The sequence below is a fragment of the Flammeovirga kamogawensis genome (genome assembly GCF_018736065.1).
Classification (GTDB): domain Bacteria; phylum Bacteroidota; class Bacteroidia; order Cytophagales; family Flammeovirgaceae; genus Flammeovirga; species Flammeovirga kamogawensis.
Genome location: NZ_CP076129.1, coordinates 428,722 through 452,280 on the forward strand (window position 1 = coordinate 428,722; position 23,559 = coordinate 452,280).

At 31.2% G+C, this 23,559-nt stretch carries 13 protein-coding genes; 3 read left to right on the top strand and 10 right to left on the bottom strand.

Features of this window, described 5'->3' with window-relative positions:
- Window positions 1-149: 149 nt before the first annotated feature.
- A complete protein-coding gene (locus tag KM029_RS20695; protein ID WP_184679448.1) occupies window positions 150-4,931 on the top strand; it encodes a T9SS type A sorting domain-containing protein in 4,782 nt (1,593 codons plus the stop codon).
- A gap of 93 nt (window positions 4,932-5,024) precedes the next feature.
- On the top strand, window positions 5,025-5,735 hold the full coding sequence (locus KM029_RS20700; RefSeq protein WP_144076758.1) for a GDSL-type esterase/lipase family protein: 711 nt from the start codon (window positions 5,025-5,027) through the stop codon (window positions 5,733-5,735).
- Window positions 5,736-5,814: 79 nt separating this feature from the next.
- On the opposite strand, the gene KM029_RS20705 is transcribed toward KM029_RS20700, so the two are convergent.
- From KM029_RS20705 to KM029_RS20720, 4 genes are all read right to left on the bottom strand, one after another.
- The gene (locus KM029_RS20705) at window positions 5,815-9,699 is read right to left on the bottom strand and encodes a PKD domain-containing protein (RefSeq protein ID WP_158631234.1); all 3,885 of its coding nucleotides are present in this window, start codon (window positions 9,697-9,699) and stop codon (window positions 5,815-5,817) included.
- Window positions 9,700-9,814: 115 nt separating this feature from the next.
- On the bottom strand, window positions 9,815-13,870 hold the full coding sequence (locus tag KM029_RS20710) for a hybrid sensor histidine kinase/response regulator transcription factor (protein WP_144076760.1): 4,056 nt from the start codon (window positions 13,868-13,870) through the stop codon (window positions 9,815-9,817).
- Between the two features lie 211 nt (window positions 13,871-14,081).
- Window positions 14,082-14,759: a hypothetical protein gene (locus KM029_RS20715; protein ID WP_144076761.1), complete on the bottom strand. Its 678-nt coding sequence runs from the start codon at window positions 14,757-14,759 to the stop codon at window positions 14,082-14,084.
- Window positions 14,760-14,812: 53 nt separating this feature from the next.
- A complete protein-coding gene (locus KM029_RS20720) occupies window positions 14,813-15,220 on the bottom strand; it encodes a hypothetical protein (RefSeq protein WP_144076762.1) in 408 nt (135 codons plus the stop codon).
- Window positions 15,221-15,759: 539 nt separating this feature from the next.
- Here KM029_RS20720 and KM029_RS20725 point away from each other — a divergent pair.
- Window positions 15,760-16,149, top strand: a complete 390-nt coding sequence (locus KM029_RS20725) for a PD-(D/E)XK nuclease family transposase (protein WP_144076763.1) — start codon at window positions 15,760-15,762, stop codon at window positions 16,147-16,149.
- A gap of 107 nt (window positions 16,150-16,256) precedes the next feature.
- Here KM029_RS20725 and KM029_RS20730 read toward each other — a convergent pair whose 3' ends face one another.
- The 6 genes from KM029_RS20730 to KM029_RS20755 form a co-directional block, all read right to left on the bottom strand.
- The gene (locus KM029_RS20730; RefSeq protein ID WP_144076764.1) at window positions 16,257-16,706 is read right to left on the bottom strand and encodes a hypothetical protein; all 450 of its coding nucleotides are present in this window, start codon (window positions 16,704-16,706) and stop codon (window positions 16,257-16,259) included.
- 135 nt (window positions 16,707-16,841) lie between these two features.
- Window positions 16,842-17,066, bottom strand: coding sequence for a hypothetical protein (locus KM029_RS20735; RefSeq protein ID WP_144076765.1), 225 nt, complete (start codon window positions 17,064-17,066; stop codon window positions 16,842-16,844).
- 78 nt (window positions 17,067-17,144) lie between these two features.
- Complete coding sequence (locus KM029_RS20740) at window positions 17,145-17,456, bottom strand: hypothetical protein (RefSeq protein WP_144076766.1); 312 nt, start codon at window positions 17,454-17,456, stop codon at window positions 17,145-17,147.
- A 4-nt stretch (window positions 17,457-17,460) separates the two neighbouring features.
- A complete protein-coding gene (locus tag KM029_RS20745; protein WP_144076767.1) occupies window positions 17,461-18,426 on the bottom strand; it encodes an EndoU domain-containing protein in 966 nt (321 codons plus the stop codon).
- Between the two features lie 323 nt (window positions 18,427-18,749).
- The gene (locus tag KM029_RS20750) at window positions 18,750-20,396 is read right to left on the bottom strand and encodes a RagB/SusD family nutrient uptake outer membrane protein (protein ID WP_144076768.1); all 1,647 of its coding nucleotides are present in this window, start codon (window positions 20,394-20,396) and stop codon (window positions 18,750-18,752) included.
- Window positions 20,397-20,417: 21 nt separating this feature from the next.
- Window positions 20,418-23,339 carry a SusC/RagA family TonB-linked outer membrane protein gene (locus tag KM029_RS20755; RefSeq protein WP_144076769.1) on the bottom strand — a complete coding sequence of 974 codons (2,922 nt, stop codon included), beginning with the start codon at window positions 23,337-23,339 and terminating at the stop codon, window positions 20,418-20,420.
- Window positions 23,340-23,559 lie beyond the last annotated feature (220 nt).

Below are 23,559 nucleotides of genomic sequence, written 5' to 3' on the forward strand. Positions count from 1 at the left end.
GGTTAGTTTTAAGAAAGAATTTTTTTTAAAAATTGGAAATTAATAACAATTCCATTAACATTACGTAACAAAATACTAAAAGTACTATACTTTCAACTAATCAATTAATAATGAACTTCCATTACTACTGTTTGAGATTAATAACATTTTTGTTATTAACTACTCAACTAACTACACAATCTTTTGCTCAAAAATTAAAGAGCACCACTATTGAAATTATTGGAACAGCAGTACCTTCTACAATCAGTTCCTACCCGATGTTCAAATCAAAACAGGATAACACATTTGAAGCGTTAGTCTATTTAGATAAAAGTAAGACGTTTCAATTCAAATTATCAGATGGAACTGTATTTGGGGGAAGTGAAACATATAATCTTTTATCAGAAAATGGTAGTCAAATACCGATCAATAACATAGGACCTAGTTCTGTATTTCATGTATCTGTTAATGGTGAAAATGGTGAATATAAAATAAGACAAATTGAAACGCTTGGCTTTGTATCAAAAACGAATGAAAATAAAAAGTGGAGTAATGAGATTCCATTAACACTAAATTTTGATGAAGATCGAAAAACACTTACCTACTCTTATGATAAAGTTATAAGACTTCAAGATAAATTTAGAATTATTGCTAACCATGATATAGATTATTATTGGTCTGGTTATTCTATTAGTAATCAAGGATATTATTCTGGTTTACCAGATGGAGTATCTAAAAAAGATGCACTCTCTGAGGTCATATTAACATCATACCTTAATGAAGGATTACTTGAGTTATCAATGAATACTGATACACATCATACAGTTTCAAATTTCTCATTAAACCAAGATGATTATCTAATAATAGACACTTCATTAGATGAACAAGGTGCTAAATATCAAATTGGCACATGTATAACTTGTACAGATAATATATCTTTTATTTCAAAAGAAAATACTGAAGGAATCACTCAAAAATTCTTGAATCTACCTTTTGAAATAAAGCGTGGACATTCATTAAGTGTAAGTTCTGATGGTTCTACTATAGCAATATTAATTCCTAGGAGAAATAACCAAGATGTTATATATGATGGTGTAAATTATTTAAAAGATGAGAACTCAAAACTAATTTTACTCATCCTTGATAGTAGTTTGAACATTATCACGACAAAAGATATACATATTTCTTTAAATGATGATGAAATAAACAAGAATGGATATGATGTAGTAATTGATAAAGAAAATGACATTTATACTCATGTTTACATACCTTCCAATTCAATCACTAACAATGAAATTAATGAATCAATTAATCATGATGCAGGTATAGTCAACACAAGATGGTCAAATAATGGTTCATTTATATGGAGTAAAATTTTCCAATTAGAAAATCCAACTGAATTTGTTACATCGCTATTTACATTAGATGAAAGTGATAATTATTATATGGCTTTAGATATTCTATTTGATAACATCTATCTAGATGGGTTTACCATTACTTTTAATACTATTCATGCCAATAGAAGTAATTTAGTAATGATAGATGGTAGTACTATTAATGGAAGTAAAGGTGGACTATCAGAAATAAATAATATTAAAAACGACAATAATTTAGCACATAGTACAATATTTTCATTAGAAGGCGGTAAAAATAGAGCATATTTTGCTGGTACACAAAATAGTAGTGAAACAGTTTATTTTTATCAAGATTTTAGACAAATCTATAACGCAAACTATTGTTATTATATTGGTAATTATAATAGAGATATTAATAGCTCTGGTGATGGTGTAATACAAATAGTACATAATAACGGTTTTGAAGAATTAACTTCAGAAATGAAACTTTATGTTGATGATGAAGATAATTGTTATGCCACTTTTGAAGTAAAACCTTTTACTACCATATACCATAGGTCTTATGAAAAAAAATATCGTTTTACTAAAAATGAAGGAGTTGGTGTTTTAAAACTTTCTGCTAAAGATGGAACATTAGGTGTTTATACATCACAGGGTTATCTTACTGGGAAAGACTTTAATCCTGCGATATCTTCAATAATTGTAGATAATTCTTCAATTTCTTTGGAGGGAACAATTAGTAATTCATTTTCATATCACATTAATGGAGTATCTAATAATGAAACTGTGAATAAAGAAGAGGCTTTTGAACTAAAATTTGAGCTTCCTACTTTTAACAGCTCTCTAAATAATGATAAATATTGGGCTTCTAATTCTTTTAAAATCATTGGAGATGCAATAAATTTTGAATCATCGTCTTTATCAAGAACCTCAGAAAATAATTATGAAGGATTTATATCTTTAAAAAGCAATTATAATATAAATCTACAAAATGAAAATGGTGATTTATTTACAATTGATAAGGATGGTCATATCTCATATGGAGATACTCCTATATTAATTGAAGGTCTTAAAGATTCAAGTGTTTTTTACATTAATCTTGATTATCAGAGCCAGAAGCTTGTAATAAAAGAAATAAATAACGTTGGTATAATAAGTAGAGATATAAACAATAAAAACAAAATTTACGAATTAAATTACGAAGAAAACTTCTCTGATATTGGTTTAGCAAAATTTCACTCAAATAATCTCCTAATTCCTGAAGCCTATTCATTTATCATTAATAATGACACAAATTTTGTCTTTGGTGAAAAAAATACGATAGATAAACTTCCTATTATTGAAGCTCCTAATAGTAAAGGAAACCTAATAGCTTATTTTGATTATAAGAACAATAAATTTTCTTATGAAGTAATTAAAGAAGGGCAAGCTCAGGTAACAGATGTTATTGTAAATAATAAATACGTTTACGAGGCAGTAGAATCTGATGATAACAGTACTATTTATAGAGTTGGTAATTTTATAGATAAAAGTGAAGGTGCAGTTTTAGAGAAAATTGATATTAATGGTATAGTACAAAATACAGCTTCAATTTCATTATCATCACCACCTAGGTTTGGAAATAACTTTAAAGTTGATCCTACTACTGGTAAGATGATACTTAGTTTAGAAAACTCGAATAACAAAACAAGTTTTACTTATGATGAAGTGAGTTATTCAATTAAATCAACCTCTACACTTATTTTGTTATATATTGATAGTAATTTAAACCTAATTACTTATCAAGAATCAGAAAGTTTAATACAAGGAGATGATTATTCTGTTACTATTGATAATAAAGGAGATGCTTACTATTTAGAAAGTATCCAAGCTCCTAATAGTTCTAAAAACTTCAATATTTATAAATTTAATGAAAGTAGTTTTAATCTTCTTAATACAATAACTGCGACTGATAATAGAACACATTATATCGCAATGATTACTGTTGATGAAACTGGACATTTATATTTTAATGGTGAGACTTATTTCGATGAATTATTAGTAAATAATAAAAATGTAATTGATGGAAACACATCTGGTTGTCCCCTCCTTAATTTTGATAGTGAAACTGGAAAATTAAATTGGGCTAAACCACTAATTAAAGGTACTGATGGCAGATTAAGTAACGGATGGGCTACAGGCTTTCAAGCAGGTGAAAACTCAGTTTATATTTCCGGTTGGGTATTAAATTATGATAGTATTATTGATGATATCATAGATCCCGCTAAACACACTTATTTCTCTAACTATATAATTGAAATTGATGCCGAAGGTAACGCATTATGGGGAGATCTTCTTGGTAATTCTAATAACACATATAATTTTGGATATACTAGATTAGAAGTGGATAAAGAAGACAATGTCTATTATATGCTAGATGCTAGATCTGAAATATTACCCTTCTATAACAATAATACTCCAATTCTTTTTAATGAAAACAGAGGAGTTAACAAAACTATACTAAAATATAATAAAGGTATTTTACTAAGCAGTACATTATTAAAAACTAACTTATTGTTTGAAGATATCATTCATGTAGATGATAAATTAATTGTTGAAGGTGGTATAGCTGTAAATAATAAATATTTAAGTTACCAAGATCATAAATATTTAAATGATAGTGATCAAAAGCTAGGTGTATCAATTATTTTAAAAGATACACATAGCTTCTACTCTAATAAATATAGTAGTGTAGAATTGAATGTTGATATGAATGAAGCTATTAAAAATGGTTTATTTGATGCTACAACAGATGTTCTTAATATCAAATTAAATAATGGTGATATCATTATTCATGATAATTTAATTAAGGATAACGACTTGGAAAATAGCTTTACAATATCTTTTGAAATGATTACTAAAGGTACTTTGACATATCAACTGTTTATTAATAATATTCCAGAAGCTATTCAAATATTACGTTCAGAGGATATCATTGAAGATAGTCATGTATTTAATGAACTATTTATTAGTACTAATAATTTAGTTGAAATAAATAAAGAATTCTTAATTGAAAGTGTAGTAAATAATAACCTTAGTTTTACACTTGAAGATTCTTTATTTAACATTTTAAATTCTGAATATATTGAATATTCATTAGTGAACAATGACAAAAGTGAATTATCAAACTGGGTCTCTTTTGATGAAAATAATAGGAGTATCAATTTAGATTTATCTTCTTTTACAACCAATGAACGTATTTCTTTATTAAACAGCCTAGAGCTTATACTTATCAGTTATGACAAGTATGGTAATCATTTAGAAATTGACATTAAGTTCAATGTTCAAGAATCAAATGAAGAGGTCACTTCAATTGATAGAGAAATTATTAATCAGATTAAAATCTATCCTACTTTAGTTGATAAAAAATTAACTATTAATCATTCAACTAATCAAAATTTTACTTATCAAATAATTGATATAAACGGACAGAATATTAAAAATGGAAAAGTTAATGGTAATATTGAATTAAACACTGCTCAATTAAAAAGTGGCATCTATATTATTAAGATAATTTCAGGTCAACAGTTATCAACTTTTAAAGTTATTAAACAATAAATTACACTCACTCATAATAAAGAAGTCCAATTTTCTACTTCCATTTTTAGGAGAAAATTGGACTTTTTTCACAAAAGAACCTAATCCAATTACATGAAAAACCTCTTTTATATAACCTTACTCTTTATTAGTTCACTTTCTTGTATGCCTAAAAATAAAGTAGATACTAGTAGTTTTTATCCAGATAAAACAATGCAGGTAAGATACCATACAGAATGGACGGCCAATCATTATAAAGAAAGAATTGCTGTATTTAAAGCAACCCCTTTGGCACATAAAGATATTGTCTTTTTAGGAAATAGTATTACTGAAAAAGGCGGTGATTGGGGTGCTAAATTTGGACTTCCAAATATAAAAAACAGAGGTATAAGTGGCGATGTAACTGATGGTTTTTTACTAAGACTTGGTGAGATAGCTTATTATAAACCATCTAAGGTTTTTATTATGATTGGGGTAAACGATCTCTTCAATTTACATTATCAAAAGCAAATTCCATCGGCTGAATATGTTGCAAATAATATTCTAAAAATTGTTGATCAAATGCATGAAGTTTCTCCTACAACAGAAATATATGTAGAAAGCATATTGCCAGATCATCAAGATTTTATGGCTCCATTAATTAATAAAGTGAATACTATTGTAATGGAACACGATGGAAAAAAATTCACCTACATTAATTTAAACCCACTGTTTCAGGATAAAAAAGGATTAATGAATAATAAGTTATCTACTGATGGTACTCATCTTAATGAAGACGGTTATGCTATTTGGGTTGATGCTATAAAAGAAATAGTAAAAAATTAAGTACAAAAAAAAACACCCCAATCACGTTGCAATAACGTACTGGGGTGATTTAAAATTTTAATCAAGAATGAAATTCCGTCTATCTTTTGATAAACTTCTTAGTTTGGATTATATCGTTATCGTATACACGTAATAAGTAGACCCCTGCCTTGAGGTTCTCTACAGAAACGTTTAATGTTTTATTTTCTGAAAGGTCAATGCTTTCTACAACCATTCCTCCAGTAGAGTAAATTTCTACTTTCGAAGCTGACTTTGATAGCCCTTCAATACTTAATTGCTGTTGCACTGGGTTAGGGTAAATTGATATCATTTGCGACGTCAACTCTTGTTCTAACTCACTGTTGTCCATTGTTCTAGCAGATGAAGAACTTCCTGAAGAAATTTCTAACCAATTGATATTAAAACCACCTTCCAGTACTGCAATCGCAAAATTTTGAGTTCCAGCAGTTAATGTTACTTGATGAGAAACTGTTGTCCAGTTTTGCCATCCACCTGTGCTAGGAATAGAAATCTCGCCATAGTTTACAGATCCACCTGCTTTTTCAAATTTTAGACGCCCGCCACCATTTTGGCTCGCTACTCTATAAGAGATCGTATAAGTTCCTGTTGTAGGGATATTGATATTATCAAAAGACAACCAATCCCAAGCATCAATATACCCTACATTAAGACCTCCTTCAGAACAAGCTTCTGTCTGCACACCATTCATACCAGAATAGTTTTCAGCTTCAATTCTTGTTAAGATTATATTATCATTTTCAACTTCAATAACTACGTTTGCATTAGCTGTATCTTCGCCATCAGAAGCCGTTAAGGTAAAAGTATAAACTCCTCCATTTGTAAGTCCTGTTACTGCTGTAACTTGTGCTGTTGGTGATACAATTGTTACAGCCGGTCCAGAAGTTTGTGACCAAGTATACGTTACTATTTGCGGACCGTTATCTGCATCTGTAGCACTCCCTGTTAATGTTGTAGAAGTGGTTCCTTTCGATAAAAATTCGTCTTCTCCAACTGTTACCACTGGTGCTTCGTTAGAAGGTAAACCAGTTCCAGGTAATAACACTACATCATCAATTTCAACATCAGCGTATGCATTACCTAAGTTAAATGCAACACGAGCATTTGTATCGGTTGGATTTGCCATTGTAAATTCAAACTCAAATTGCTGCATCGTTGTTGTTAACTGTGGATTTGCAGAAAAATGACCAGTATATGGACTACCATTTTTCTCTACTCCAACCTGAATTGAACGATTACTTGCTGCTCTTGCTTTAAATTTTAAGGTGTACGATTGGCTATTCTCAATAGTTAAATCACCTTGGTAGAACTGTACATGCCAGTTTTCCCAACCACCGTAATTAATAGTACTTTTAAACACTCCGTTAACTTCTGTATTAGACGCTGTAGCAGATTCAAAAACAAAGCTTGTCCAAGCGGATGTTCCAGCACTAAAATCTCCATTGGATAAAAGATTAACTACTGGAGTCACTTCTACAGTTACCTGATCTGAAACAGTACTAGTGCCATCTGTTACGTTCACTTCAAAAGTATAAACTCCTAGCTCAATAAGGCCACTAACCGTTGCTTGAGCAGCATTCGAATTAATGATTGTTCCATTGATTGGACCATTTATTTGAGACCATGAATACAACAAATTATCCCCTTCAGCATCTGTTGCTGTAGCCAATAAGTTTGCATTGGTTCCTAAAATAACATTTTGATTAACACCTGCATTAACTGTTGGTGGTGTATTGGCAACTGTTGTAATTTTTACAATATCAGATGTCTGACCGTTAGCATCATTTACAATTAATTCAAATTCGTATTCGCCAAGAATAGATAACCCTTGTACTAATGGACGTAATGAATTTGGACTTTCAATTGAAGTAGAAATTGGGCCACTAATTTGAGACCATGAATAGGTTAAAGCATCTCCTTCCACATCTGTAGCACTACCCAGTAAATTTAAAGCCGTAAGAGGTTGTACTAAAAACTGATCCGCACCTGCATTGGCTATTGGTGCTTGATTGGGCGTAACTGTTACTTGTAAAGTTGCTGTAACTCCTTGGTCTGTGTAGGTAACCGTATAAACTCCTACTTCCGTAGCTGTAAAAATACCATTTGATACATTTGCCGACCACTCTCCTTGTAAGTTCCATGCATTATCACACGTACTTGTTCCTGTAACCGATAAAGTTAACGGTAAACCAACTGTAACAGACGTTGCTGCTGCATTAATAGTGATGCTTTCTAAAGCTTCATTAGAACAAGCTACTTCTGGCGTATAATCAATCCATCCACGCATCACATCTCTTTGAAACCTTCCTGAAGTAGACAAATCATTGGTACTCCATCCGCCTTCTGCATTTACATTTGCATTAAGAATAGACCAGTTTTCGTCTCCGTTTACTTGTTTATTGTTTACTGCCCACATTACATGGATTTTACCACCATCTTGGTTTCTCCAATAATTTAACCAAGCGCCAGTTTCACCACCACCGTTATCATTAATTCCAATACCCCATTCTGTTCCAACTGTTGGTACACTGTATCCTTTTCTTAAAGCACCGTGAGCAGGTTCAATGGCATAACCATGCAAAGCATAAGCAACGTTATTATCTTGAATCTGATTAGCTGCTGCATCATCTACTCTTTGCGAATAAAAAGGAGTACCTACAACAATCAAATTATCTGGATCGTACTTACGTATTTCTGCAATTACTTGGTCTGCATGGTTTTTTACAGTTCCCCATGAGTCGTTAATAGGCTCATTCCATAGTTCGTAGATAATATTATCGTACCCATTGTACTGTTTGGCTATATCACCAAAAAATTTAATTGCCTCTGCAGTATATTGATCCGAATAATGCTCATGAAAATCTACCATTACATAGATATCGTTTTCAATTGCTGCATTAATAACGTTTTGCATAAGTCCCATTGTGTATTCTGGAGATTGTACATAATCGTTAGAATTCCAAGGAACACCTGCACCATCTTTTGGATTTACAGACATTGTTGCACGTATAACTTGCGTATTCCAATCGTCTACTAACCAATCTACAGTAGTTTTACTGTACCAAGTTGGGGCTGCACTACTCCAAAATAAACTGTTACCAGCTAAACTGACAGTTTCTCCGTTTTTACCTACAATACTGTTGCCACTAGCTTGTAAACGCCCGTGGTGGTTTACAACAAAATTGTATCTTTTAGATAAACTTTCAACCTTAACAGTTACAGAAGTAGTTAAGCCGCCCGCTTGCACACTTATAATTTCTGTTGTTTCGTTATCTCCTGCTATAAATAAGCCATTTGGTGCATTTGCAGACCATTGTGCAGCTACTGCCACAGGTACTCCACAACCATCAAAAGCTTCTAGAAATAACTGAACTGAATTGTTTGGTAATACAGAAAGAGATTCTGCTTTAATTGTCAAACTTGCTAAAGCAGGACTAGGACAATCATTTTCTTCTACCTCAATCCAGTTAATATTAATAGCACCTGTTGTAGTTCCTATATTCAAAACATTAGAAACAGGAAAATCAACAATAATTTCTTGCGTTTGCCAATTTGTCCATCCACCTGTAGATGGAATCTGAATAGTTAATAAATCACCGTTGTTTGTAGTTAAAACTAAGTCACCACCTGGTAACGATGCTACTCTAAATTTTATTTTTGCAGAAAACGCAGTAGGTACATTCGTAGCAAAAGAAAGTACATCTCCCGGATCAAAATAACCAACGGTAGTTGTTCCGTCTGTATCTGTAGATGTTTCTACTTCTACATCTCCTGTTACATTTGTATAGTTTTCTGCTTGTAGTAAGCCTGGTGTAGTTACCGCAAAATCATTTGCTTTTAATGTGCTGGTCATTGTACCATTTGTGCGTAAAGTACCTGCAAATACTTGAGATGCAGCTACCAAAAGGCAACATAATAATACAATTGTTTTTTTTGTGTAATTCATTTCACTCATGTTAATAGTATATTAGTTCGGATAGTTAAAAAGTAATTGATACCCAATACTATTAAATGATTAAAAATGTAGCTACACTATTTGTTTAAAGCCGTTCACTATTTGTTCAATCTTTGTTTTTACCGTCATAAACGGCCTTTTTAGCTAAATAATTAGTTTTCTTTTCGTCGTCTTGTTCTTGATATTTAGAAGGCGACATGCCATGATATTTTACAAAAGTATTAGAAAATTGTTGAGGATTCAGGTATCCACAACTGTATGCCACTTCTTTAATTTGAATGTGTTGATCTTTTAATAACTTGGCCGCATTTATCATTCTCGCACTTTTTATAAACTCGGCAGTAGAGCACGCTGTTAGTACTTTTAATTTAGTGTGTAATAACGTTCTACTCATGCCCATTTTTTCGCAAAGTACTTTTGTGTTAAACTCAGGGTTTTCCAGTTCTTCAAATACTAGTTTATACAGCTTGTCTAAAAATATTTTATCAGGGTCTGATGTTGTTATTTCTTTTGGTTTGATAAACCCTTCTGTCTTAAACTTTAACTGTAAATCTTTTCTTAATTTAAGGTGATAAGCAATTCTAGTTTTAAGTATTTCAATATTAAAAGGTTTAGAAATAAACTCATCGGCCCCTTGTGTTAAACCTTGCAAGTGTGATTTATCAGAATGCTTTGCCGTTAATAGTAAAACGGGTATGTGCGAGGTTGCAATATTTGATTTTAATTTATGGCATAATTCCATTCCATCCATTAACGGCATCATTACATCGCTAATAATTAAATCTGGTGTTTTATCTATAGCTACTTTCAAGCCCTCCGCCCCATTATTAGCAATACAAATGGTGTAAATAGACGACAATTCTATTTTTAAATAGGTTTGTATATCTATATTATCATCAATTACCAATAAAGTAGCTTGCTTATGTTTTAATTCTGTATTGCTTTTTGGTTGTTCGGTAGGTTCAATTACAAAATTATTCTCTTTTTTGTTACTTATAGATACCGCAGGCAATGCTCCTTTAAAAGAGAGCTGAATGTTAAAAGATGTCCCTTGGCCTACAGTACTTTTCACATTAATTGTACCCTTACAAAGTTCAACAAGTTCTTTAGTAAGTGTAAGCCCTATTCCCGTACCTTTTGCAGAAGAATTTTCTACCATATAATACCTACTAAAAATATTACCAATATCTTGTTCTGCAATACCCACTCCATTGTCTGTCACATTTAATTCTATTGTATAATTGGCATCCACTTTTTCAATTAAAAATGCATGAACAGTTATACTTCCTTTTTCATTAGTATACTTAAATGCGTTAGAAAGTAAATTATGAATAATTTTTTCAAGTTTATCGTGATCAAAGTTTACCCAAAGAGAATCTGGTGCAGTTGTTATTGTAAATACAATTTGCATTTGCTGTGCTTGGTAACAATATAGTTGAGAGGTATCTTTTATAAAGCGCATAATATCACCACTTTTTTCTTGCACTTTTAACAATCCATTTTCTACTTTTCTAAAATCCATTAACTGATTAATTAACCTGAGCAGACGTTCTGCATTAGTATGCATTAATTTAAACACTTGCTGATTTTCTTTAAATTTATAGTTCTCTCCCTCCTTCTGAATTGCTTGTAATGGTGAAACTATTAATGTTAGTGGTGTTCTTAATTCGTGAGATATATTAGTAAAAAACTGCTCTCTAAATTTATTGACTTCTGCTTTTTTCTGTCCTTCTATTCTACTTATTTCTATTGCTCTTTCTAGCTTATGTCTATTCATTAAAAAACGATAGAAAAAATAGATTAAACCAATAAACAAAACAAGATAAAGTAATTTAGCCCACCACGTTAACCAAAACGGAGGCAATTGTTCTATAATTAGTGGTTTTGCTTCGTTCCAAATACCATCGTTATTTGCTCCTTTTACTCTAAATGTATATTTACCTGCATTTAGGTTTGTAAATGTAGCCGACCTTTTATGGCCGATATGTTGCCAATCTTTATCAAAACCTTCTAATAAATACATGTATTTATTTTGTCCTGATTGTACATAATTTAAGGTGCTAAAATCTATTGAAAATACATTTTGGTAATGTTTTAATTGAATCTTTTCTGTTTGATCAATTACATGTTTTAAAGGCGAATCTTCTGTTTCTAAAGTTACTTTTTTATTAAACAAAGAGAAATTTACAAGTTTAACGGGCGATTTTACTTTATTGATCCGAATAGTTTTCGGATCAAAAACAACAACACCATTGGTACTCCCAAAAAATAATTGTCCGTTTGCTAATGTATGAGATGCCCCAATAATAAACTCTCCATTTATACCTATATCGTCTGTAGTGAATACAACAATTTCTTCTGTTATGGTAGAATACTTTACCAATTGGTTATTTACTGCTAACCATAAGTTACCCTCCTTATCTTCTTCTATTGCTTGTACTCTAGGTCCTTTAACACCTAGTTCTCCACCTTTTTTGTAGAATTTCTTATTCTTCTTATCAAAAAGTGCTAAACCATTATTAGTACCTAACCATATATTACCTTTACTATCTTCTAAACCACAATTCACAGAATACCCAGGTAAGGTATTCTCTACGCCCCCTTCCTGAAAATAAATATCTGTAATTTTAGATTTTAAATTATAGACTATTAAACCCTGTGTATTACAAAAATAGACACACTTATTGCTATCTTCAAAAATATAAAATGAGGTGAGAAATTCAACACCTCTTTGCTTGTGAATAATACGCTCAATTACCTCTCCTTTATCTGTATCAAAAAGGCATAAACCCATTTCATGAATTGATACCCAAAAATTGCCCTCGCTATCTTCAAAAGTTTGCCAAATATTGTTCTCAGGCAATGTTGTTCCATTTCCTTCAACATGTTTAAATTGTTGAATTTTATTGGTTTCCTGGTTATAACTAAATAGACCATCACCCCAAGTAGACAACCAAAAGACACCCTTTTTATCTCTTCTAATAGATAAAATTGCTTTATTATTAAACAACGCTAATGTAGTTAAAGGAAGTGATTTTTTGGTTTGGACATTCAACTTTGTAATACCTCCGCCATCTGTAGCCAACCAAACTATAGTGCTATCTTCCTTATAAATATCCATTACTCTATTGTGATGTAGGATTTCTAAACCACCTAAATCTTTAGAAATAAGTTCGAATAAATTATTATGTGGAGAGTAGAAATAAGCCCCTTTTCTAAAACCTCCAATCCAAATATTATCTTTTTTATCTTGGTATAAAGTGGTCAAAAAATCTTCTGATAAACCCCTTGTATTCTTTCTATCTTGTTTAATAAATTTTTTTTCTAAAGTTTCTTGATCAAGCACACAAATACCATCTGTTGTTGCAAACCACAATTCATTTTCTATTGCTAAAAAATCCCAAACTTCAAGATTCTGATCTTCAATTTTAAATGTATTCGTTTTTGGGTTAAAAGAGAATAATTTCCAAGAGGCTATCCAAATTTTACCCTCTTTATCTTGAAACAGGTTTATAATAGATTTATTATTAAGATTAATAGGCTTTTTTAAAGCCATAAATTTAGCGTCTACCTGCCCTTTTTGATCTACAACCATTAAGCCACTCTTAGTACCCACCCAAAGGGTATTTTCAATTTCTAGAACATTAGTAATTGCTCTATTTTCTATTATTTGTGTTAGTTGTTTATTTTTTATATTGAAAAGGTAAAGTCCGTTTACTGTACATAACCAAACTTCTTCCTTATTTTTTCGAGGTGCTATTTTTAGAACCTTCATCACCTTGTTTAATTGGAAGTTAATTCTTTTAAATTGATCTAACTTCCTTTCGTACCTATACAAGCCGCCCATTGTACCAATCCATAGAGTGTTATTTTGGTCTTCGTAAAGACAATTAATATAATCGGATTGTAACTTTGTAGTATCATCTATAACTGCAAAGTAGCTGTGCATAGCATAGGCATCGTAACGGAACAAACCCTTCCAGGTTCCCATCCAAATATAGCCTTCTTTATCCATAAGGATATCACTAATGGCTGTTTGTGTAAGTCCTTTTTCTGCACCTATATGTACAAAATTATACTTCTGACTTAATTTGTTTTGTGCAAACAATACAGCGGAAAATAGAAGTAAAAAAACAGTTAGTTGGTTTATTTTAGTATTCATTAAAATAGCTAATGTGAACAGTAGTATATAAGTAATTATAGCTGGAACAACAATATAAGTCTGCTCTACGATTTTAACAAGTTAATTACTAAAACAGTTTTATATTGGTAGAGATACATCGAATAAAATCTTACTGAATATTTCTTCAAACAGTTCTTATTTTAAAAGATATAGTAAATTATTTACTATCATTTTTTATGAATCAATATACTTATTCTTCTAAGAATGGCTCTAAAAAACCGATTAATTTTTCTCCTCCCTCAGACCAACGTACTCCATGTCCTGAGGGTATACGGATTTCATAAACTACTCCGTGTTTATAATGGTAAAATACGTTCCACCATGTTTTTTCTTTAAGCATTTTTTCTAACAGTTGTTTTACATGCATTTCTTTTTCTAAAGGCGAACCTTTTACATCTCCCCAAAAGTTATCTATATGTCTGCCTGCATGCTTTTCCCACGCTCTAGTAGCTCTACTAATTTGTGAATTATACGGTAATAAACTGTTCTTTAATAATGTAGATTGTAATGGTGGTATTGCTCTTTTATCAGTAATACTTGCAGATGTTAGGCGTTGTCCTAAAAGTAGAAGTAAATAGTGAAAGGGTAAAGCTTCTATTAACTTCACCCACTTCTCATTCTCAGAGTATGTAAATATTTCTAGAGCTGACTTTTTTGCATGTATTTCTTTTTTTATTTCATTCCAATCAGGTATAATTTCATCCTTAAAATAAGGTAATCGTTCATTTGGATAGGTATTATTAAAAACTAAAGAAAGATTCTGTAGAAAAACTTGAAAGTAATCTTCTTCAAAGAAAATCTGATATTCTTCCTGCCACTTTTTTGAAAAATAGTGAATAATATCCTCTGATAGTAAGTCATTTTGCATGTTTTAAATGTGTGTTATTTGAAGGATTTAAATTACGAAATATAATTATTTTTTTATTCCCAATATCTATATTCTTTAGGTACTAAAGTTATAACATTTTTATACTCACCTTTCCACTCTTTCGAAACTCTTTCTTCTAATTCTTGCTCTTGATAATAGGAAGCAAAATATTTTTGAGAAAAATCAATATAGATACATGGTTTATTCCCTTCCTTTTCAAAAATATCCGTCAAATCAAGTGATCTATATGCGAGATATAAATCCTGATAATCTAATCTGAATTTTTTGATAAAATTAAAATATTCTAACTCTAAACTTCCCTTCGTTGAAGCTACATGCATAAACCATGAAGTTCCTATACAATATTCTACATCAGCTAAACAGAAAAAAGATTCTGATCCAAATTTAACATAGGCTATCAAAACACCAGAAGTATCTCTATTTTTTAAGTTGAATTTCATTGTTATTGTAAGTTATGTATTATAATTTAGATCTTAAAAACGTAGATCACCCACTGTTCCGGGTGTTAAGTTTAAGACGAAGGCGTCGATCGGAACTATAACATTGTGTGAGATGTAAAATCACAATTTATGTATTTCAAAAATAATCCCAAAGTTCGAAGGAAGCGTTTTACTGAATAGGAAATTTACTACTACGAATACTAGATTGTTCGATTATACTGATTGTGTGATAAGTTACAAACTTTCAAAATGATAGTTCAGTATAGTGTTATTGTTTAATACCTAGAAAAGTTGGAAAATGATTAAGATATTTCCCCAATTCGTTTTAATTGATAAATAGAATACCCTTTAATTATTTCATCATCTGACATTGAAAGTTATTTAAATTTCTAAATAGCATATTCCGTTCTTAAATCTCCAAGAATATATGTACATTTTCTTACAAATGGGTTTCTATTTAATTCATCATCCCACCTTTCGCATTTTAGATGCATTGCTTGAACAACTGTATCAATACAATCGGGGTTATTGTATGAAAACTGAAGAAACTCTCTTTTGTTTACCTAGAACTCCCTAAGTTTTCAAAACCATTAACTCCTCAAAGTACAATGTTTGAAAAATGGATTTATGCCATTAAAAACATGTCTAATCTATACGAAATTCCTCCTCTATTACAAGAAATAACTTTTAAAAAATTATTCAAAATTTCAGAATATTCTGCTATGAATGAAAATGATAAAATCAACTATGAAGAATCTCTAAAAACTTTTAGAGATTATGTAAATACGTTGGATCAAGCGAAAGAAGAAGGAAAAAAAGAACAGGCTATTGAAACTGCAAAAAATGGTTTATCAATGGGGTTAAATATTGAACAAGTTGCAAACCTAACTGGTTTAACTATTGATGAAGTGAAAAATATTCAACTATAGATTTATCACGTTAAATATAAATACACCTCTACTTTGTTAATTGCAAAATAGAGGCGTTTCATTATTTAGACGCAAGAATTTTCAACTTCTAACATAGAAAATTATCTCTATTCGATTTCAAATTCTGAAGCAAAATCACTACTAAATACATTATGCTTAACCAATGTTTTTATACATGATTTTAAAGTATTTTGTTCATGACTATTCAGTGAATCTATATTTGTACCAAATAATTTCCCTTTAACAGCCTCTTTAAGTGAATTTGGTATATTCCATTCTTCTTTTATTTTACCTTCATTATAAAAACGATGGTAATAGGCTAAGTATAACATTATAGCAACAATTGCATTTTTCTCATCTGATTTTACTAAATCAGTTATACCTTTTTCAATGTAAAACATAGCATTATTTGTCGCTAAACTGTTTAATACTACCTGAACCCAATTATTATAATAATCATGAATATCTCTTTCTCTCATTAGAGAAAAATATGCCCCTTTTCCTAACATAAAGTCAGGAATTTCATTATTTAATATTGCTTGTTGAAATAAATCCATAAATAATTTTAATTAATAACTTTAACAAAGTACAATTCATTCAATTAATACTTTACTTTTTTTACAAAAAATTTCATCTGATAAACTTCCTTATTATTAACAAATAACATCTATTAGTTCATTATTTTGTTAAAATTAAAGTAAGTGAACTTTTATATAACTTTCTATATCCTCAACAAAATCCCAATCGATTTCATCTGCTAAAGGTTCAAATTCCGTTATAATTTGAAAAAGTTGTTGTTCAATACCTACATCTTTTCCATTTTCTAATTGGTACTTTTTATAAAAAAGATAAAACCAATAATAAAGACAATAAAAAGTTTTAAGAGAAAATTCAAATTTTGAGCTTTCTTTTATCAAAATGAAGTTAATTAAAGCTACAAGGTGTTCTATAAAACAAAATCCCGATCCCGCGATTAGGCAGTACGTTTATTACACCTAGCTGTGTTGATCCTCCTTCTCTTTTAAAATGGTATACCATTCCTTTAGCATCTTGTAAATGTTTTCGGTAGATTCTTCTCCTATTACTCCATCATACCCTTCTATTTTGGCTATACTTCTATCAAAATTTACAACTATAACATTATCACTAAATGAAGAACCTTCATATTTACCCGACACCACATTTTCTATATCAACTAATATCTCTAACAGATCATTTATGTTAAAATTGTTTAATTCCCCTGAAAGAATCCAGTACTTTTTATCTTCTAACTTGATTTGTCCATTGTCGTCTATTGTGTATTTCATTCTTCTAAAGTTTAGGGAAGTAAGAACCTATTGAACCGTCACTATTTAGATAAAAGTGGATTTCTACTTTTCCATTTTTTGAAAAACCAAAATATTCGGTTGGGTTATTACTAGGAGCAACACCATGATTGTTTTTTATTGCATATTCAACTTCTTCTAAAACCCTTGCATTATTCCAGTTTTCAGGAAAAAAAGTAGATGTTCCTCCAAACTTACCCGTTTCATATTCAACTATTCGTCCATTTGTTTTGACGTATTCCTTACCATCTTTAAGTATAACAGGTTGACCACTAAAAACTTGATCATCAGCTAAACTCGAAGGTTTGTTTTTTATTTGATAAGTTCCTCCGTTTGTACCTACAAAATCATCTAAAGCTTGTTTACTATGACAATCCGTAAATCCTTCTAATCTATTCCTTTGGTAATTTCGGACTTTATCCAACCCTTCTATTTCTAGTACATGAGGCTTTCTTGCAAGTACTTTGTTAGCAACATCATCAACCTGAGTCCAATTAGGATGTCTTGATCTTCCAGTCCTTAATCTCCAATTATCATACCCACCAAAATTGTCAATATCATCTAAATGCTTGGATACACCTGTTAATTCAACAATATTAGTTTTAAGAGGAGAGTTAGCTTCATCTAGCCTTTTCCAAGCATTGACCAAGCCCCTTACATCATCCTGATTAGCGTCTAAAGTACTAAAATAATCAGAAAATTCTTCATTAGAGTTATAAGTAGTTATAAAATCTGTTTTAGCTTGAATATCATTCTCAAAAACTTCATTTAATACTTCCTCCAAATCTGGACTTATACTACCTGCTAAATCAGCTCCTACACTATGTGGGATATTGATTAAATCATCAGAGGCATTTAATGGAATTACGTTCTCTTCACCAAAAACATCTAAAAACCTATTCCAATCCTGATTAAAATCAAAATTTTCAGTATTCAGACACACTATTTCCATAGTGCCATGTTTGGTAAAACCACCTGGTACCCATAAACCATCATAAGCTCCAAATTCACTACCATTTGGAAAACCTAAAACAAATTCATTTATCTTTGAAGGAGGTATCTTTACATAATATATTTCATCTAGACTTTCTCCTAAATCAGATAATAGATTTTCAACACTTTTATAAACATTTTCACCTTTATTAAAAAAAAATGGATTGTATTAAAATATAAAATTTGTGTTATAAATTATAGCTAGAAACAAAAAAACTCCAACCTTGCATGAAAGTTGGAGCTACATTAAAAACGTATTATTTATATCTTTTCAATATCACCTTAGGGGTTTTGTATTAAATTAGGTTGAACTAAAATTTGATCTTCTGGTATAAATTCAATAACTCTATTATGTGTAGGTTCAATTTGTTCGTAAGCGCCTGATCCACTTAAATGAGTTCCAGGATACCTTCTGTCCATTGTTTTATTATTTCTAAACACATCAAATTTACGGTGTCCTTCCCAAACTAATTCTAACCTTCTTTCTTGTAATACAACATCTAAAAGTTGCATTCCATCAGGAAAATCCTGTGCACTAGAATAAGTAGGAATACCAGCTCTTTCTCTTATAATATTTACATTTTTCAGTGCATTTGCTTCATCCCCTTTTTTGGCATAGGCTTCTGCTTTATTTAAATAAAGTTCACCTAATCGAGAAACTGTTGGCGACCATAAATGTGGTTCTCCTTCTTGCATAGAACACTTATAAATAAAATACTTTAGATAACCATTTCTATGTTCCATTAAATGGTTTTTTTCACAATATTGTTTTGTACCACTGTCATCTACAAAAAAGTATTCAATGTTATCTCCTTGTCCTTCAGATTGTAAATCATATTGCGTTTCATTATAAATAACGTAAGTATCATCTACTAATTCTGCTTGTACATACTGCCAATCTTGGTTGACCCAAACTACACTAGGAATTTTTTGTCCACTATCAATCACTATATACTGAGGCTCGAAATAACTTTTTCGTGCATCTTCAGGATGTTGATTTATTAAATCAATAAATGTTTTTGAGACATACATTTCACCCCAACCCACATTTTTTATGGTTGCGTACATTCCACCAACTGTATACCATCCATGCCCATAATCAGAATCTTTTGTAAATTTTAAAGCAAAAATTTCTTCTGGATTTCCTTCTGGTGGAAGCTCAACTGAATTTGTTAATTGTGCAGTACTAAGCAAACCATAATTACCAGAATTAATCACTTTATCTGCGTAAGTGATGCTATTGTCGACATCATCCATATAAAGATATACTCTAGAAAGTAACGCTTGAGCAGCCTCTTTACTTCCATAAATATTCCCTTTATTAATTGTCATTAATTCTTCACCTTTCTTTAAGTCTAAAAGCACCTGTTCATACACTTCCCCAACAGTTGCACGTGGTGGTAAATCTTTTACATCAGTAGATAGTTTTAAAGGCACACCTAAATTACTAGGACCTTGTGAATATGGACGTCCGTAAACATTAACTAGGTAGAAAAGCAACATACCTCTTAAATAATAGTTTTCGCCAATTAACTGATCCATTTCTGGAGATACTCCTTTTTGAGCTTTTTCAATAATCTGATTACAACCTACAATTGTTCTATAAGAGTAACTCCAAAATCTAGAAGACCTATAATTATTAGGGATATTTCTAAAATTATAAAAGTAGAATAATGGGTCTGTTGTTGTACCACTTAACGATACATTATCTGTTGGATACTCTGTTATTCTATGCCAATCATCAAACCAAGCAGATTCATCTTTTTTCCCTTTTAGGTTGGCATAGTTCCCATTTGTAGCTGTTTGTAACCCTGCCTCAGTACTCAAAAGATCATCTGAGTTGATTGAGTTATAAGGATCTCTATGGATATCGCAAGCCGTAATAAATGCAATACAGACTACAGAATATATATATTTTTTTAAGTTCATCTTGTACGTTATTTAGTATAATTAGAAAGAAAAATTAAGACCCATCATAAAACGTTTAGGAACTGGGTAGAATGCAGACATGTCAGATCCGTCTCCCACTTCTGGGTCCATACCAGAATACCCTGTAACCGTCCATAGGTTATCTCCAGAAAAGTAGACTCTAGCATTTTTAATTTTCATTTTCTCGTTAAATTTATTTGGTAGTCTATAGCCAAACGTAACATTTCTCAATCTTAAATAACTTCCATCTTCTAAATATCTAGACGACGGTTTATTACTTTGACTTTGGTTATTATACTCTAATTTAGGATGTGTAGCCACATCTCCTTCTTTCTCCCATCTACTCCATCCATCTTGCAATTGCATTTGGTTATAAGAAGCATAAGCACCGTCAGAATCATAGGTTTCTCTGGCTGTATTATAGATCATTGCTCCATGAGAATAGGCAAAATTAGCATTTAGAAATATTCCTTTGTAATCTAATCTAGCCGTAAAACCACCTTGAAAATTAGGGGTAGAAGTGCCCACTTCTTGTAATGTTGCTTGTGCATAATCATCAGTAATAGTTACTATACCTGTTTCGGGGTCAACACTCTCCCATGTTGGGTTACCAGATTGAGGGTCTACACCTGCCCATTTTCTCAAATACCAAGTATCAATATCATGCCCCACTTTAGTAATTTTATTACCTCTAATTACATCTTGGTCTTGATACACCTCTGTTACTTGATTTCTATTGTGACCAATATTAAAATCAAATCCCAATGTAAAATCTTTTCTTTGGATGGCTTCGTAAGACACCATAAATTCCACACCGTTATTGGTTACTCCTCCAACATTTTCCCAATAGCCATCAAACCCAGATACTGCTGGCAATTTCACATAATATAAAAGGTCTGAAGTATTAATATTATAATATTCCAACGTGAAATTTAGGCGATTCCAAAGACCAAAATCTACAGCGATATTTGCTTGATAAGACTTTTCCCAACTTAAGTTATAATTAGGGTACTGACTTGGTACTGCAGCTGGTATACCATTGTAATTATAATCTAAAGAATATAAACTTTGATAAGGGTACATTGACTCAGGTCTATTGCCAAGAGATCCATAGCTCCCTCTTAATTTAAAAGTAGTAACAGCATCACTCTTAAAGAAGTTTTCTTTATTTATATTCCATCCACCAGAAACAGAGAAAAAGCTACCATATCTATTGTCAATACCTACATTAGAAGCACCGTCTGTTCTAAATGAAAATTGTGCCATATAACGTTCATCATAAGCATAATTTACATTAAATAAGAACGATTGCAATGCATAATCATACCTTGTTCCTTGTACAGATTGTGGTACTGCTGTACCGTCTAATACTTTAGTTCCTGGTACTATTCCATTACCTTGAGCAGACATATTATTATAGGCATAATCGTTGTATTCATAAGCAACCAATGCATTTACATCGTGCTTTCCGAAGGTATTAAAATAGCGTAGCATTTGGTTAGTAAACTTATTTACAAACTCGCTTTTTGCTTGATAGATATTTCCAATCATCGCTTCGCCTGCAATCGATTGCGGGTCTGCATAAGAATAATTGTTACCATTACCATAAGTTATACTATTGGTAGATACAAATTTGATATGCTTTGAAATATCGTATTCAATATCAAAATTTGATATCATATTAAAGTCATTTGTTTCTCCATAGTTCCACTGTAGATCATATAAATAATTGTTCATATCTCTACCATGCCACATCACATTCGGGTCTCTTGGATTTACAGGTTTACCGTTGGCATCATATGGGTTATCCCAAGGCATATTTCTATACATTTGGTATAAATCATGTTGTCGATTCATCGTTTCTTTATAAGTTAATGCTATTTTGGGTTTAAATACTAACTTATCATTTACGTTGTAATCTAAGTTCATCCTTGTCGTATAACGTTCATAATTATACCCTTTCACAGCACCATCTTCACTATAATAACCTCCAGAAATAAATGTTCTCATTTTCTCTGTACCGCCTGTGTAGCTTAAACTATAATCTTGTGCAATTCCATTTTGCGTACCGTTATTCACCCAATCAGTATTTTGATTGGCCAATTGAGCATAATTATCAGAAATATCAGAAGGGATATCTCCTTGGTTAGGAAAACTCTTATAATAATCTACCATTTGTTGACCATTCATCAACTTAAAATTACCTTGGTTTAATTGTGTAATTCCCGTTTTTGCAGAAAAGTTAAACTGACTTGTTCCATCTTTTGCTCGTTTTGTTGTTACCATAACAACACCATTTGCTCCTCTAGAACCATAAAGTGATGTGGCTGAAGCATCTTTTAGAATAGAGATGTTTTCTATATCTGCAGGGTTAATTTCTGGAACCCCATGCATAATAACACCATCAACCACCCAAAGAGGGTCAATCGAAGCATTCATTGATGCTTTACCTCTTATTCTAATTTCTGTGGTTGCTCCGGGTTGTCCAGATGTAGAAGCTACTTGCACTCCTGCTGCTTTACTTTGTAATAGTCCAGAAACATCTGGTGTCGTTACATCTAATAGTTCATCTGCATCTAATTTTGCTACTGCACCTGTTACGGAAGTTTTCTTTTGAGCACCGTAAGCCACAATAACTATATCGTCTAGTTCTGTTACATCTGCTAGCATTGTAACATTCAAATCTTGCTGACTTGCATACAAAATCTCTTGAGGTTTCATTCCCATGTAGGTGAATAAAATCACTTCACCACTTTTAGGTTTAGTAATAGCATAAGCTCCTTCAAAATCTGTAATTCCGCCTCTTGTTGTGCCTTTAATAAGTACAGAGACTCCAGGAATTCCTTCTCCTTTTTCGTCTTTTACAATACCTTTTAAAACATCTTGGGCAAAAGTAAATATTGATGATAGTAACAGTAATGATATCAGGTATATCTTTCTCATTATAAAAAGTTTAAATTGATTAGTTAATTATATGTTGCTTAAAAAAAATCAGTCTACCATATTTTATTATTATTAATTTTTAATATACCATAATTACTATTTTTTATTATTTATTCCAAAGGATTGTAATTGATTATAATAAATAACTAGCTCTATTTAACTTTATTAAGATATTTAACTCCAATCTAGTTAATAACTTTTATTTAAAATAACAGCTATT